This window comes from Streptomyces sp. NPDC056061, from assembly GCF_042266885.1.
Classification (GTDB): Bacteria; Actinomycetota; Actinomycetes; order Streptomycetales; family Streptomycetaceae; genus Streptomyces.
Window position 1 is genome coordinate 120,077 of sequence record NZ_JBHJWQ010000021.1, and the last position, 14,706, is coordinate 134,782.

Consider the following 14,706-nt stretch of genomic DNA (forward strand, 5'->3'; position numbering starts at 1 on the left):
GGGGGGTGTGTTTTTTTTTTTTAACTCCCGGGGCCCGGGCGGCCGCCCGCCCGGGTGGGTTTGACGGCCGGGGCGCCCGCCGCGGCACGGTCCCGCCGCCGGGCGCCGCACATACACGGATACCCTTGACACGTGACCGACGCCCAAGAGACCGCAGCAGACACTTCACTGCGCATCACCGGGGGCGCTCCCCCGGACGACGTCGCCCCGGCGCCGATCCCCTTGCTCGCACCTCGCGAGGGCATTCCCCCGGTGGTGGCCTCGGACGACGCCCTCGCACGGGTGGTCGCGGCCTTCGCCGCGGGCTCCGGACCGGTGGCCGTCGACGCCGAACGCGCCTCCGGCTACCGCTACGGCCAGCGCGCCTACCTCGTCCAGCTGCGCCGCGCCGGCGCGGGCAGCGCCCTGATCGACCCCGTGGGTTGCCCCGACCTGTCGGGGCTCGGCGAGGTGCTGCGCGGCAGCGAGTGGATCCTGCACGCGGCCACCCAGGACCTGCCCTGTCTGCGGGAGATAGGGATGACCCCCACCGGGCTGTTCGACACCGAGCTGGCGGGACGGCTGGCCGGGTTCCCGCGAGTGGGCCTCGGCGCCATGGTCGAGAGCGTGCTCGGGTACTCCCTGGAGAAGGGCCATTCCGCCGTCGACTGGTCCACCCGCCCGCTGCCCGACCCCTGGCTGCGTTACGCGGCACTCGACGTGGAGCTGCTGATCGACCTCCGCGACGCCCTGGAGGAGGAACTCGACCGGCAGGGCAAACTGGAGTGGGCACGGGAGGAGTTCGACGCGATCGCCTCCGCGCCGCCCGCTCCCCCGCGCAAGGATCCGTGGCGCCGCACCTCCGGCATGCACAAGGTCCGTCGCCGCCGTCAGATGGCGGTGGTCCGGGAGCTGTGGACCACCCGCGACCAGGTGGCCCGGCGCCGGGACGTCTCGCCCGGCAAGGTGCTGAGCGATGCCGCGATCGTCGAGGCGGCGCTCGCGCTTCCGCCGAACACGCACGCGCTGACCGCACTGCCCGGGTTCGGGCACCGCATGGGACGTCGGCAGCTGGAGCAGTGGCAGGCGGCCGTGGACCGGGCCAAGGCCCTGCCCGACTCCGAGCTCCCCCAGCCCGGCCAGGCCGTCGCGGGCCCGCCGCCGCCGCGCGCCTGGGCCGACAAGGACCCGGCCGCCGCGGCCCGGCTCTCGGCCGCGCGCGCCGCGGTGTCGGAGCTCGCCGAGCGGCTGCACATGCCGCAGGAGAACCTGATCACCCCGGACACGGTGCGCCGGATCTGCTGGGAGCCGCCCAGGAACCCGACGCCGGACACCGTCGAGACCACGCTCGCCGGATACGGAGCGCGGCGCTGGCAGATCGAGCAGGTAGCCCCGCTCCTGGTCCGCGCGCTGCGATCGGCGGGGTGTCAGACCGCCGCCGGAGGGTCGTAATCACGCCAGGTTGCACGACCGCCGCAGCATCCCTCCCCGTCGCCGGGCGGGCCGTTCCCCCGGCCTGCCCGGCGACGGGCATTTTCCCCGCTCACCGGCCGGGGCGGCCCGGCGACACGGTTCCCGGCGGCGCGACCCGCGCGGCGCTCGGGTCCGGCGGGTGCGACCCGCACGCGGCCCGCACGCCCGCTTGCGCACATGTGACCTTCGCCGCTCCGGACACCAGGGGTGGGCAGTCTGGTTACCCGCAAGTAGCATGAGGGAACGGCGCGTCCCCGGACGCGCCCCGCAGCAGTGCCATCCCGCACCCTGGAGGAGAGCCACCGTGCCTCGTACCATCCGGGACGTCGTCTTCGTCGACGGCGTCCGCACCCCGTTCGGCAAAGCGGGCCCGAAGGGCATCTACCACGAGACCCGCGCCGACGATCTCGTCGTGAAGGCCATCCGGGAGCTGCTGCGCCGCAACCCGGCCCTGGACCCCGCGAAGATCGACGAGGTCGCCATCGCCGCGACCACCCAGATCGGCGACCAGGGGCTGACGCTGGGCCGTACCGCCGGAATCCTGGCCGGTCTGCCGCAGTCCGTCCCGGGTTACTCCATCGACCGCATGTGCGCGGGCGCCCTGACCGCGGTCACCACGACGGCCGGTTCCATCGCCTTCGGCGCGTACGACGCCGTCATCGCGGGCGGTGTCGAGCACATGGGCCGTCACCCGATGGGCGAGGGCGTGGACCCGAACCCGCGCTTCGTGTCGGAGAAGCTGGTCGACGAGTCCGCGCTGTTCATGGGTATGACCGCGGAGAACCTGCACGACCGCTACCCGCAGATCACCAAGGCGCGTGCCGACGAGTACGCGGTGCGCTCGCAGGAGAAGGCCGCCAAGGCGTACGCCGACGGCAAGATCCAGCAGGACCTGGTGCCGATCTCGGTGCGCCGCACCAACGCCGAAGCAGGGGAGACGGGCTGGGGCCTGGTCACCGCCGACGAGCCGATGCGCCCGGGCACCACGCTGGAGAACCTGGCGAACCTCAAGACCCCGTTCCGCGCGCACGGCCGGGTCACCGCGGGCAACGCCGCCGGACTCAACGACGGCGCGACGGCCTCGATCATCGCCTCCGAGGACTTCGCCCGCGAGAACGGCCTCCCGGTCAAGATGCGCCTGGTCTCCTACGCCTTCGCGGGCGTCGAGCCCGAGGTGATGGGCTACGGGCCGATCCCGGCGACGGAGAAGGCCCTCGCCAAGGCGGGCCTGACGATCGGTGACATCGGCCTCTTCGAGATCAACGAGGCGTTCGCCGTCCAGGTCCTGGCCTTCCTGGACCACTACGGCATCGCCGACGACGACGCGCGCGTCAACCAGTACGGCGGCGCCATCGCGTACGGCCACCCGCTGGCCTCCTCCGGCGTGCGTCTGATGACGCAGCTGGCCCGCCAGTTCGAGGAGCAGCCGGAGGTCCGCTACGGCCTCACCACCATGTGCGTCGGCTTCGGCATGGGCGCCACGGTCATCTGGGAGAACCCGCACCACAAGGACGCCGGAGGCAGCAAGTGAGCACCACCGCTGAGCTTTTGAAGGGTGCGGCCGAGCTGTTCCCCGACGAGGTCGTGACGTCGGCGCACGTACGCCACCTCGACCTCCCGGCCGGTGCGGGGCGCTTCGCCCTCATCACGCTGGACAACGGCCTGGACCACACCAAGCCGACCACCTTCGGACCGCAGTCGCTGGCGAACCTGAACGCCGCGATCGACCAGGTCGAGAAGGAGGCGGCCGAGTCCGCGATCGTCGGTGTCGGCATCACCGGCAAGCCGTTCATCTTCGCGGTCGGCGCCGACCTCAAGGGCGTGGAGCTGCTGAAGAACCACGCCGACGCGCTGGCCATCGGCAAGGGCGGCCACGACGTCTTCCGCCGCCTCTCCGGCCTCGCGGTCCCGACGTTCGCGTACTACAACGGCGCGGCGATGGGCGGCGGCGTCGAGGTCGGCCTGCACTGCTCGTACCGCACCGTCTCCAAGGCGCTGCCCGCGTTCTCGCTGCCCGAGGTCTTCCTCGGCCTGGTCCCGGGCTGGGGCGGCTGCGCGCTGCTCCCCAACCTGATCGGTGCCGACCGCGCGGTCTCCGTCATCATCGAGAACTCGCTGAACCAGAACCGCCAGCTCAAGGGCAAGCAGGTCTTCGAACTCGGGATCGCGGACGCGATCTTCGAGGGCGCGGACTTCCTGGAGCGGTCGCTGGTGTGGACCGCCGACGTGCTCAACGGCACGGTGACGGTGGAGCGCCCGGAGGTCGACCGCGGGGATGCCTGGGACCAGGCCGTCGCCCGCGGCCGGGCCATCGCCGACTCCAAGGTGCACGGGGCCGCCCCGGCCGCGTACCGCGCGCTGGACATCATCGCCGCCGCGAAGAACGGCGACCTGGGCGCCGGCTTCGACGCCGAGGACCAGGCCCTCGCAGACCTGATCATGGGTGGCGAACTGCGCTCCGGGCTGTACGCCTTCAACCTGGTGCAGAAGCGCGCCAAGCGCCCGGCCGGCGCCCCGGACAAGAGCCTGGCCCGTCCGGTCACCAAGGTCGGCGTGGTGGGCGCGGGCCTGATGGCCTCGCAGCTGGCACTGCTGTTCCTGCGCCGCCTGGAGGTGCCGGTCGTGCTGACCGACATCGACCAGGAGCGCGTGGACAAGGGCGTCGGCTACGTCCACGCCGAGATCGAGAAGCTGCTCGGCAAGGGCCGCATCAACCAGGACAAGGCCAACCGCCTCAAGGCCCTGGTCACCGGTGTGCTGGACAAGGCGGAGGGCTTCTCCGACGCCGACTTCGTCATCGAGGCCGTCTTCGAGGAGATCGGCGTCAAGCAGCAGGTGTTCGCCGAGGTCGAGGCGGTCGCCCCGGCGCACGCGATCCTCGCCACCAACACCTCGTCCCTCTCGGTCACCGAGATGGCGTCGAAGCTCCAGCACCCGGAGCGGGTCGTCGGCTTCCACTTCTTCAACCCGGTCGCGGTCCTGCCGCTGCTGGAGATCGTCCGGGGCGAGAAGACCGACGACGCCTCGCTGGCAACGGCGTTCGGCGTGGCGAAGAAGCTGCGGAAGAGCGCGGTACTGGTGAAGGACGCCCCGGCGTTCGTCGTCAACCGCATCCTCACCCGCTTCATGGGCGAGATCCAGAACGTCATCGACGAGGGCACGCCGGTCGAGACCGCGGAGAAGGCCATCGAGCCGCTCGGTCTGCCGATGTCCCCGCTGGTGCTGCTGGAGCTCGTCGGTCCCGCGATCGGACTGCACGTGTCCGAGACCCTGAACCGCGCCTTCCCGGAGCGGTTCACCGTCTCCGAGAACCTCGCGGCGGTCGTGAAGGCGGGCAAGCGCGGCTTCTACGTCTACGACTCCGGGAAGCCGGAGCTGGACCCGGAGGTCGCCGCGCTGCTGAAGCAGGGCGACACCGTCCTGTCCGAGGAGCAGGTCCGCGACCGGGTCCTGGACGCGGTGGCCCAGGAGATCGGCCTGATGCTGGACGAGGACGTCGTCGCCGAGGCCCAGGACATCGACCTGTGCCTGATCACCGGCGCGGGCTGGCCCTTCCACCTGGGCGGCATCACGCCGTACCTGGACCGTGAGGGCGTCTCGGAGCGGGTGAACGGCAAGAAGTTCCTGGACCGGGGCGTGGCGAGCGTGCCGGCGTAACGCGCCGGAACACACTCCGACGGGCCTTCACGGGCACACGAGTGGACGGAAGCGGGTCGCACACACGAGGTGTGCGACCCGCTTCCGCGTGCCCGGCGACGGAAATGGTGCGGCCCCACCCGCGCGGCCGGGCCCGGACCGTCGGTCGGGTCGCCGGGACGGCCGGACGACGGCGGGACGGCCGGACGACGGCGCACGGACGGGACGGCGGGACGGCGGGACGGAACACACTCGGCCGCCGGGCCGCGGCCCGGCGGCCCGGGCTCACAGACGGATCCAGCCCTCCAGCGCCAGGCCCTGCCGGTCGGTGCGCTGCCGGGTGACGTTCAGCCGTCCGTCCCCGTCGACGGCCGCGACGACCAGTCGTCCGTCGCGGTCCGGGGCGACGGCCGGTGCGCCCTCGCAGGACTGGTGGGTCTCCGTCCACCAGGCTCCGGCGGATTCCGTCTCGGTGGGGTGGGCGGCGATGGCGAGGGTGCCCGTCCGCTCCCGCTGGGCCAGCACCGTGCAGTCGTGGTCGTCGACGAGGCAGCGGCCGAGGGCCAGGGGGCCGTCGCCGGAGTGGCCGCCCAGCGGGGCGGGCGCGGGCGCGGCGGCGCCGTCCTCCGACGGGCGGTGGGCGACGACCTCGCCGGACTCCTCCTCGCGCCAGTAGTGGGTGATCCGGCCCTCGTGGGTCTCGATGCCGGAGGCCGTCCCCGGCCGGGCACAGAGGACGAGGTCGGGGGCACGGTCGAGCGGGCCTCCCGGGGTCTCCTGCCGCCAGACGTAGACGCCTCCGTCGGCCGGTGCGAAGAGTTCGACGCGACCGGACCGGGTGACGACCGCGGACAGGCCCTCGTGCACCCGCTTGCACGGGAAGGACGCCCAGTTGCCCCAGGTACCACGCGGGTCGCGGACGCGGGTGGACACTCCTCCCGAGGCGTTGCGGATGAACACATGGAGCGCGTCGGCCCCGTCGACGACCGCGACCGGTGCGCCGATGGACGCCGCCATCCTGACGTTCTTGACGTGCGGGTTGCCGACCGGATGCCATCCCGTCAGCGGACGGCCCGCCTGGTACTGGGTGGCATGGACGACTTCCAGCGGCGCCTCGGGGCCGTCCGCGGTGCGCCGCAGGGCAACCACGTCGGCGTAGCCCGCCGGTCCCCGCGCCACACACAGGTACGGCAGCAGCCGGTTGTCGGGGAGGAGGAGTTCGGGCGCCGTCCATCCGCCGCGTCCCGTCGGCGATTCGGTCCAGCGGACGATGCCTCCGGCCACGGCGGGGGCGTAGGCGGTGAGCCGGCCGTCCGGCGCGGGTATCAGCCAGCCGGTGTTGGGGGGTGCGACCGCGGGCAACTCCGGGGCCGTCAGGGCCTCGTGGGACGGTGCGGGGCCCCTCCGGGACGAAACCCCGGTACGCCGACGCCCGATACGCAAACTCATCGCTCCCCGACCGTTCTTCACTGAATGCTCTTTCCGTGCCGAACGGCGTTGGGCGGAGCCCCCATGTGCCTCTATTGAGAAATCGCTTCACATACAACAGCAACAACTGATGTCAAGATGATACTCGACAGGGTCGATCCCCCATTGACTCCTGCCGCACAATGCGGCTGCGGGGCACGCGCGTTGTCCGGGCGCAGGCGCGACACCGCCCACGGAGCGACTTCGGCCGACACGGCCCCGCCCGCCGCTCGTTCCTCCCCTGCCGCACCGCGAAGAAGTCTCCCGCGACCGGCGGCTGACGGGGCGTGCGGCACCGGCCCGTGTCACGCTGGCGGCATGGCGGACGAACGGACCCTGGTGATCGTCGACGCGGCCAATGTGGTCGGGTCGGTGCCCGACGGATGGTGGCGGGACCGGCGCGGGGCGGCCGAGCGGCTGCGCGACGCGCTGGTCCCGTTCGCCGCGGCCGGTCTGCCGGAGCGGCCCGGCCCCGTCGAGCTGGTGCTGGTCGTCGAGGGCGCGGCCCGGGGGGTTGCCCCGGTGCCGGGGGTGCGGGTGGATCCGGCGCCCGGCAGCGGGGACGACCGGATCGTGGGGCTGGTCGCGGCGGCGGAGGACCGCGACCGTGTGGTGGTCACCGCCGACCGGGAACTGCGGCGGCGGGTCGAGGCGTACGGGGCACGGTGCGTGGGGCCCCGTACGGTGCGGCCGTCACCGCCGCCGCACGGCTGAGCGGCCCTCGGTGGCGGGGCGGCGTGTCACCGCTCCGGCGCCCGCCGGTGGCCGACGGGCGTGTGGAGCCGGCTGTGCCCGCGTCCGTACGCGAAGTAGATGATCACCCCGATGATCATCCAGGCGCCGAACCGCAGCCAGGTCTCCGCGGGCAGATTGAGCATCAGCCACAGCGAGGCGGCCACCGACAGGATCGGGATGAGCGGGACCCACGGGGTGCGGAACGCTCGGTGCAGTTCGGGGCGGGTGCGGCGCAGCACCAGGACGCCCAGGGCGACGACGACGAACGCGAAGAGGGTGCCGATGTTCACCAGGGTCGCGAGTTCGTTGATGCTGGTGAATCCGGCGACGATCGCGATGATCACACCGAGCAGGATGGTCGGCCGGTACGGGGTGCGGAAGCGGGGGTGCGTCACGGAGAAGAAGCGCGGCAGCAGTCCGTCGCGGCTCATCGCGAAGAACACCCGGGTCTGGCCGAGCAGCAGGATCAGGCAGACCGTGGTGAGGCCGATCGCGGCACCGAAGCTGATGAGCCCGGCGTAGACGGGATGGCCGACGGCCTTGAACGCGTCGGCGAGCGGGGCCTCGACGGACAGGTCGGTGTAGTGCTGCATGCCGGTGACCACCAGCGACACCCCGACGTACAGCACGGTGCAGATGAAGAGTGAGGCGAGGATGCCGCGCGGCATGTCCCGCTGCGGGACCTTCGTCTCCTCGGCGGCGGTCGCCACCACGTCGAAGCCGATGAAGGCGAAGAAGACGACGGAGGCGGCGGTGAAGACACCCATGACCCCGAAGTTCGTGGGCGCGTAGCCGGACATCAGTTGGAACAGCGGCGCGGTCAGCCCGGAACCGGCGGGCTGCGGCTGGGCCGGAGGGATGAAGGGCGTGTAGTTGGCGGCCTTGACGAAGAACAGCCCCGCGATGATCACGACGAGCACCACGGCGACCTTGATGGCGACCACCACCGTGGTGACCCGGGCCGAGAGTTTCATGCCGAGCACCAGCACGACGGTCAGGACGAGTACCAGGGCGAAGGCGAGGATGTCGAAGCCGAATCCTTTCGCCACGTCGGTTCCGGAGAGCACGTCGGGCATGCTCCAGCCGAAGTTGTCCAGCAGTGAGCGGACGTAGCCGGACCAACCGACCGACACCACCGCCGTGCCGAGCGCGAACTCCAGCACCAGGTCCCAGCCGATGATCCAGGCGACGAGTTCGCCGAGCGAGGCGTAGGCGAAGGTGTACGCGGAACCGGCGACCGGGACCGTGGAGGCGAACTCGGCGTAGCACAGCGCGGCCAGGGCACAGACGATGCCGGCGGCCACGAAGGCCAGGGCGGTGGCCGGACCGGCGGTCTCCTTCGCCACCTTGCCGGTGAGCACGAAGATGCCGGTGCCGATGACGACACCCACCCCGAAGACGGTGAGGTCCAGCGCGGAGAGGGACTTCTTGAGCGCGTGCTCCGGCTCCTCGGTGTCGCGGATGGACTGCTCGACCGTCTTGGTCCGGAACAGTCCGTCGCTGCTGGGTGGTGTGTCCTGCTGGGCGGTCACCGGCGTACCTCCACGCGCTCGTCGTGTACGCCATGATTGGGACCGCACCGGCGACGAAGGCGCCCATACCGGGCGATTTCATGCGAATGGGCCGGTCGGACCACCCGTACAGGGCGGCCGACCGGCCCATGGAGCCGTGTCGCGGGTCACACGGACGGACCCGTGGTACGGAAGGGATCAGTCGCGGACGGGCTCGATCACGGAGCTGTCGTCGGCGTCCGTCCCGAAGCGCCCGTCGAGCTTGGCGACCAGGCCGGTGACCTGGCGGGCGATGTCCGGGGCGGTGAGCCCGATCTCGGCCATGACCTCCTTGCGCGAGGCGTGGTCGAGAAAGCGCGGCGGGATGCCGAAGTCGCGCAGCGGCACGTCCACCCCGACGTCGCGCAGCGCCTGGGAGATCGCGGAGCCGACGCCGCCGGCCCGGCTGTTGTCCTCGACGGTGACGACGACCCGGTGCCGCTCCGCGAGCGGGGCCATGGCCTCGTCGACCGGCTTGACCCAGCGCGGGTCGACGACGGTCGTCGAGATGCCCTGGGCGTCGAGCAGATCGGCGATGTCCAGGCACATCGGGGCGAGTGCGCCGACGGAGACCAGCAGGACGTCCGGCCGCTCGGTGCCGGGCTCGCGCAGCACGTCCATGCCGCCGACCCGGCCGACGGCCTTGACCGCCGGGCCGACCGCGCCCTTGGAGAAGCGGACCACGGTCGGCGCGTCGTCGACGTCGACGGCCTCGCGGAGCTGGGCGCGGACCTGGTCGGCGTCGCGCGGGGCGGCGATCCGGAGCGTGGGCACGCACTGGAGGATCGACATGTCCCACATGCCGTTGTGCGAGGCACCGTCGGTGCCGGTGATGCCGGCGCGGTCCAGGACGAACGTCACCCCGCACCTGTGCAGCGCGACGTCCATCAGGACCTGGTCGAAGGCCCGGTTGAGGAAGGTGGCGTACACCGCGAAGACCGGGTGCAGTCCGCCGGTGGCGAGGCCGGCGGCCGAGACCGCGCCGTGCTGCTCGGCGATGCCGACGTCGTAGATCCGGTCCGGGAACGCCTCCTCGAACTTGGTGAGGCCGACCGGCTGGAGCATGGCCGCGGTGATCGCGACGATGTCCTCGCGCTCCTTGCCGAGCTTGACCATCTCCTCGCCGAAGACGGAGGTCCAGTCGAGGCCCGCGGTGGCGACCGGGAGGCCGGTGTCGGGGTGGATCTTGCCGACGGCGTGGAAGCGGTCGGCCTCGTCGAGCAGTGCGGGCGTGTAACCGCGGCCCTTCTCGGTGAGGCAGTGCACGATGACGGGCCCGCCGAAGCGCTTGGCGCGCTGGAGCGCGGACTCCAGGGCCTCGATGTCGTGGCCGTCGATGGGGCCCACGTACTTCAGGCCCAGGTCCTCGAACATGCCCTGCGGGGCGATGAAGTCCTTCAGGCCCTTCTTCGCGCCGTGCAGCGTCTCGTACAGCGGCCTCCCGACGACGGGGGTGCGCTCCAGGATGTCCTTGCCGCGGGCCAGGAAGCGCTCGTAGCCGTCGGTGGTGCGCAGCGTCGCGAGGTGGTTGGCGAGACCGCCGATGGTCGGCGCGTAGGAGCGCTCGTTGTCGTTGACGACGATGACGAGCGGGCGGTCCTTGGCGGCGGCGATGTTGTTCAGCGCCTCCCAGGCCATGCCGCCGGTGAGGGCGCCGTCACCGATGACCGCGACGACGTGGTCGTCCTTGCCGAGTACCTCGTTGGCCTTGGCCAGGCCGTCCGCCCAGCCGAGGACGGTGGAGGCGTGCGAATTCTCGATGACGTCGTGCTCGGACTCCGCACGGGACGGGTAGCCGGAGAGGCCGCCCTTGCTCTTGAGCTTCGAGAAGTCCTGGCGGCCGGTGAGGAGCTTGTGCACGTAGCTCTGGTGGCCGGTGTCGAACAGCACCTTGTCCTTCGGCGAGTCGAAGACCCGGTGCAGGGCGATGGTCAGCTCGACCACGCCCAGGTTGGGGCCGAGGTGGCCACCGGTCTTCGATACGGCGTCGACGAGGAAGGTCCGGATCTCTTCGGCGAGCTGGTCCAACTGCTCGGGAGTGAGCCGGTCCAGGTCACGCGGTCCGGCGATGCGGGTCAGCAGATCCCACCCGCTCGCCGCCGCCCTTGCACGTCGCGCCTCGCGCGGCTGTGTCACCGTGCCTCCTTGCGTGTTGAGCTGGGTCGAGCATGCCGATCCGATGAGTCTAGTGTTCCGTCCGTGCCAGGGGTCATCCGGCGGGGTGTTCGGGACAGACTCGGGACGTGATCGAGGTCTCGCACGCATGTGACGCAGGGTACGGACGTGCCGGTACGTGACCGAGGTCTCGTGCGCCCGCATGACACGGGACACGGAAGCGGTCCCGTGCCCCGGCCGTGTCCTCGCACGGCCGGGGTGCCGCGGGCTGCGGGCACGGGACCGCGTCGGGTGCCTACGCGCGCCCCGCGGTCCGCTGGGTGCGGCGGGAGACCGAGTCGATGACCACGGCGGCCAGCAGCACCGCACCCGTGATCATGTACTGGATCGCGTTGGCCATGCCGATCATGTTCAGGCCCTGCTGGATCGACTGGATCACGATCATGCCGAGGAGCGCGGACCAGACCTTGCCGCGTCCGCCGAAGAGGCTGGTCCCGCCGATCACGGCGGCCGCGATGACCAGCATCAGCGTGTTGCCGCCGCCGACGCTCTTGGTGGCACCGCCGGACAGGCTGGCGATGAACAGGCCGCCGAAGGCGCCCAGCGTGCCGGACAGGGCGAAGACGGCGATCCGCACCCTGCCGACGTCGATCCCGGCGCGCCGGGCCGCCTCCGGGTTGCCGCCGACCGCGAAGACCCGGCGTCCGAAGCCCGTGCGCCGGGCGACGAAGTCCGCGACGACCAGTACGGCGAGGAACAGCACCAGGGCGAGCGGCAGCCCGCGGGCGCCCGCGGGCTCGTTCAGGACGTACGCGACGGCGAAGCACGCGATCGCGACGACCCCGGTGCGCAGGACGACCTCGCCGGTGGGCCGGGCGGGCAGTGCCGCGGCCCGGCGGCGCCGCGTGTCCACCAGCAGCGAGGCGGCGTACGCGAGGACCGCGGCCAGGGCGAGTCCGTAGGCGGCGGCCTTGTCCTCGAAGAAGTAGTTGGTGAGGTTCTCGACGGCGCTGCCGGACGGCGTGTTGATCGAACCCTCCCCACCCATCATCCAGTCCTGGAGGCCGCTCCAGCCGAGGAAGCCGGCCAGGGTGACGACGAAGGCGGGCACACCGATCCTGGCGAAGAAGAAGCCGTGCACCACGCCGAGCACCGTGCCCGAGAGCACGGCGACGAGGATCGCGAGCCATTCGTTCCAGCCGTGGTTGACCTGGAGTACCGCCCAGACGGCCGCACCGACCCCGGCGACGGAGCCGACCGAGAGGTCGATCTCGCCGAGCAGCAGGACGAACACGATGCCGACCGCCATGATGCCGAGGCCCGAGCTGTAGACGGCGATGTTGGCGACGGAGCCGGCGGAGAGGAAGTTGTCGTTCTGGAACTGGAAGACGATCGCGATGACGATCAGGCCGACGAGGACCGGCAGCGAGCCGAGGTCGCCGCCGCGCACCTTGCGGCCGAACTCCGTCCAGTAGCCCTTGAGGCCCTTCTCCCGGACGAGCAGACGCGGGTCGGTGGCGGGGGCCGTCTGCCGGCCGGGGGTCTCGGGTCCGTCAAAGGCCCCGGGCGCACCGGAGGACTCGGGGGTTTTGGCGAGGTCGCTCACTTCGCGTCCTCCTTCGTGGCGACGCGTGCCCGGCGGCGCGTGACGGCGTTGTCGGTGGCGCCGGTGATGGCGGCGATGATCTCTTCGTCGGTGGTGTCCGCGACGTCGAAGAATCCGTTGTTGCGGCCGAGGCGGAGCACCGCGACCCGGTCCGCGACGGCGCGCACGTCGGCCATGTTGTGGCTGATGAGGATCACCCCGTGGCCCCGCTCGCGGAGCCGCTCGACCAGATCGAGCACCTGCGCGGTCTGTTCGACGCCGAGTGCCGCGGTCGGCTCGTCCAGGATGACGATCTTGGGGTCACCGATCAACGCGCGTGCGATGGCGACGACTTGGCGCTGGCCGCCGGAGAGCGAGGCGACCGGTATGCGCACGCTCGGGATCCGGATGGAGAGGGTGTCGAGCAGTTCCTTGGCGCGCTTCTCCATCGCGATTTCGTCGAGCACGCAGGCGGTGCGCAGTTCGCTGCCGAGGAAGAGGTTGGCGACGACGTCGAGGTTGTCGCAGAGCGCCAGGTCCTGGTAGACGGTGGCGACACCGAGCGTCTGGGCGTCGTTGGGCCGGTTGACGCGGACCGGCTCGCCCTCCCACTCGATGGTGCCCTCGTCGATCGGGTGGACGCCCGAAATGGTCTTGACGAGAGTCGACTTGCCGGCGCCGTTGTCGCCGACCAGGGCGACGACCTCGCCGGAACGAATCTCCAGGTCCACGTCCGTGAGCGCCTGGACGGCGCCGAACCGCTTGGAGATTCCGCGCAACGCCAGCACGGGCGTAGCGGACACGTGAATCATCTCCTTCACCGCCTGACCGGCGGGGATGGTGGTGCCGAGCACGGGGTGCGCTGGTGCCGTGAAAGGCACTTGAGGAAGTCCGGCGCCCGCCCTCGCTTGCGGGGCGTGGAACGGGACGGGCGCCGGACCGGCTGGGGCCCGTGGCACGGCCCCGTTCGCGGGGGCCGGCCGGGAGGAACGGGCCGCGGACCTACTTGATGCCCGCCGCCTCGCAGGCCGCCTTGTACTCGGGCGTGCAGATCTCCGCCGCCTTGTAGACCTTGTCGGCGATGATCGTGCTCGCCACGTTCTCCTTGGTCACCACCTGCGCGTCGTACAGCCGGGCCGGAATGCCCTTGAACTCGCCCGAGAGGCTGTCGACCTGAGTGGGGGTCAGTTCATCGAACTTGTCGCCCTTCAGGAGCTTGACGGCGATTTCCGCGGCGGTCTCCGCCTGCGGCTTGACCTGCTTGTAGATCGTGAAGGCCTGGTCGCCCTTGAGGATGCGCTGGAGACCCGCGAGCTCGGAGTCCTGGCCGCCGACCGGGACCTTGATGCCCCGCGTGTTCAGCGCCGTGATGATGCCGCCGGCCATGCCGTCGTTGGCGGAGTAGACCCCCTGGAAGCCGCCCTTGCCCAACGCGTCGATGGCCGCGCCCATCTTCTTGTTGGCCTCGTCCGCCGACCAGTCCGGGATGTCCTGCTCGTAGACGACCTTCTTGACCTCGGTGTCCAGGACGCTGTGCGCGCCCTTCTTGAAGAACGGGGCGTTCGGGTCGGTCGGCGAGCCGTTGATCATGACAACGTTGCTCTGACCGGCATCGGCGCCCAGCGCCTTGACCAGGGCCTCGCCCTGGAGCCGGCCGATCTTCTCGTTGTCGTACGACACGTACGCGGAGATCGGGCCCTCGGCGAGGCGGTCGTAGGCCAGGACCTTGACGCCCTTCTTCTCCGCCTGCTGCACCCAGGACTTGGTGGCCTTGTAGTCGACGGAGTCCAGGACGATGACCTTCACGCCCTGGGTGACGAGCGCGTCGAACTGCTTCTTCTGGGTGTCGCTCTGCTGTGCGGCATTGCTGTACTTGACCTTGCAGTCACCGCACAGCTCCTTGATCTTCGCCTCGATCATGGGCCGGTCGAACGTCTCGTAGCGGGTGGTCTTGTTCTCCGGCAGCAGCAGACCGATGGACTTGCCGTCACCGCCACCGGCCTTGTCGTCGTCGCCGCCCGCCTTGCCGCAGGCGGCGAGGGAGACGGCCATGGAGACTGCGGCCGTTCCAATGACGATGCGACGCGTCGTTGCGTTCATGTGGATTGCCTCCCTGACGAGGCCGCGACGTCGCGGCCGAGGTGGCTGGCAGTCAACTCGGCCCCG

General features: G+C 71.1%; 10 protein-coding genes. 4 read left to right on the top strand and 6 right to left on the bottom strand.

Going from position 1 to position 14,706, the window contains the following annotated elements:
• The first annotated feature begins 132 nt into the window (after positions 1-132).
• The 3 genes from ACFC79_RS26585 (at position 133) to ACFC79_RS26595 (ending at position 5,109) form a co-directional block, all read left to right on the top strand.
• Entirely contained in the window at positions 133-1,431 is a 1,299-nt protein-coding gene (locus ACFC79_RS26585; protein WP_376244648.1) for a ribonuclease D, read from the top strand.
• 325 nt (positions 1,432-1,756) lie between these two features.
• The gene (locus ACFC79_RS26590) at positions 1,757-2,983 is read left to right on the top strand and encodes a thiolase family protein (protein WP_376244651.1); all 1,227 of its coding nucleotides are present in this window, start codon (positions 1,757-1,759) and stop codon (positions 2,981-2,983) included.
• Entirely contained in the window at positions 2,980-5,109 is a 2,130-nt protein-coding gene (locus ACFC79_RS26595; RefSeq protein WP_376244654.1) for a 3-hydroxyacyl-CoA dehydrogenase NAD-binding domain-containing protein, read from the top strand. The genes ACFC79_RS26590 and ACFC79_RS26595 overlap by 4 nt, the downstream gene beginning before the upstream one ends.
• A gap of 264 nt (positions 5,110-5,373) precedes the next feature.
• Here the strand turns inward: ACFC79_RS26595 and ACFC79_RS26600 are convergent, their stop codons facing one another.
• Complete coding sequence (locus ACFC79_RS26600; protein ID WP_376244657.1) at positions 5,374-6,537, bottom strand: hypothetical protein; 1,164 nt, start codon at positions 6,535-6,537, stop codon at positions 5,374-5,376.
• Positions 6,538-6,873: 336 nt separating this feature from the next.
• Between ACFC79_RS26600 and ACFC79_RS26605 the strand changes: the two genes are divergently transcribed.
• Positions 6,874-7,269 carry an NTP pyrophosphohydrolase gene (locus ACFC79_RS26605; RefSeq protein WP_376244659.1) on the top strand — a complete coding sequence of 132 codons (396 nt, stop codon included), beginning with the start codon at positions 6,874-6,876 and terminating at the stop codon, positions 7,267-7,269.
• A gap of 26 nt (positions 7,270-7,295) precedes the next feature.
• Here the strand turns inward: ACFC79_RS26605 and ACFC79_RS26610 are convergent, their stop codons facing one another.
• The 5 genes from ACFC79_RS26610 to ACFC79_RS26630 all read right to left on the bottom strand — a co-directional run bounded on the left by ACFC79_RS26610 (position 7,296) and on the right by ACFC79_RS26630 (position 14,640).
• Positions 7,296-8,822 carry an amino acid permease gene (locus ACFC79_RS26610; protein ID WP_376244662.1) on the bottom strand — a complete coding sequence of 509 codons (1,527 nt, stop codon included), beginning with the start codon at positions 8,820-8,822 and terminating at the stop codon, positions 7,296-7,298.
• A gap of 177 nt (positions 8,823-8,999) precedes the next feature.
• Positions 9,000-10,922 (bottom strand): 1-deoxy-D-xylulose-5-phosphate synthase, encoded by a 1,923-nt coding sequence (dxs, locus tag ACFC79_RS26615; protein ID WP_376244738.1) that lies wholly within the window; start codon positions 10,920-10,922, stop codon positions 9,000-9,002.
• 328 nt (positions 10,923-11,250) lie between these two features.
• The gene (locus tag ACFC79_RS26620; protein ID WP_376244665.1) at positions 11,251-12,561 is read right to left on the bottom strand and encodes a sugar ABC transporter permease; all 1,311 of its coding nucleotides are present in this window, start codon (positions 12,559-12,561) and stop codon (positions 11,251-11,253) included.
• Positions 12,558-13,352: an ATP-binding cassette domain-containing protein gene (locus ACFC79_RS26625; protein WP_376244741.1), complete on the bottom strand. Its 795-nt coding sequence runs from the start codon at positions 13,350-13,352 to the stop codon at positions 12,558-12,560. The genes ACFC79_RS26620 and ACFC79_RS26625 overlap by 4 nt, the downstream gene beginning before the upstream one ends.
• A gap of 190 nt (positions 13,353-13,542) precedes the next feature.
• Entirely contained in the window at positions 13,543-14,640 is a 1,098-nt protein-coding gene (locus tag ACFC79_RS26630) for a substrate-binding domain-containing protein (protein WP_376244667.1), read from the bottom strand.
• Positions 14,641-14,706 lie beyond the last annotated feature (66 nt).

Excerpts from the sequence above, each read along its gene's own strand:
- ACFC79_RS26600 (WP_376244657.1), bottom strand. The coding sequence starts at position 6,537 with ATGAGTTTGCGTATCGGGCGTCGGCGTACCGGGGTTTCGTCCCGGAGG.
- ACFC79_RS26605 (WP_376244659.1), top strand. The coding sequence starts at position 6,874 with ATGGCGGACGAACGGACCCTGGTGATCGTCGACGCGGCCAATGTGGTC.
- ACFC79_RS26625 (WP_376244741.1), bottom strand. The coding sequence starts at position 13,352 with ATGATTCACGTGTCCGCTACGCCCGTGCTGGCGTTGCGCGGAATCTCC.
- ACFC79_RS26630 (WP_376244667.1), bottom strand. The coding sequence starts at position 14,640 with ATGAACGCAACGACGCGTCGCATCGTCATTGGAACGGCCGCAGTCTCC.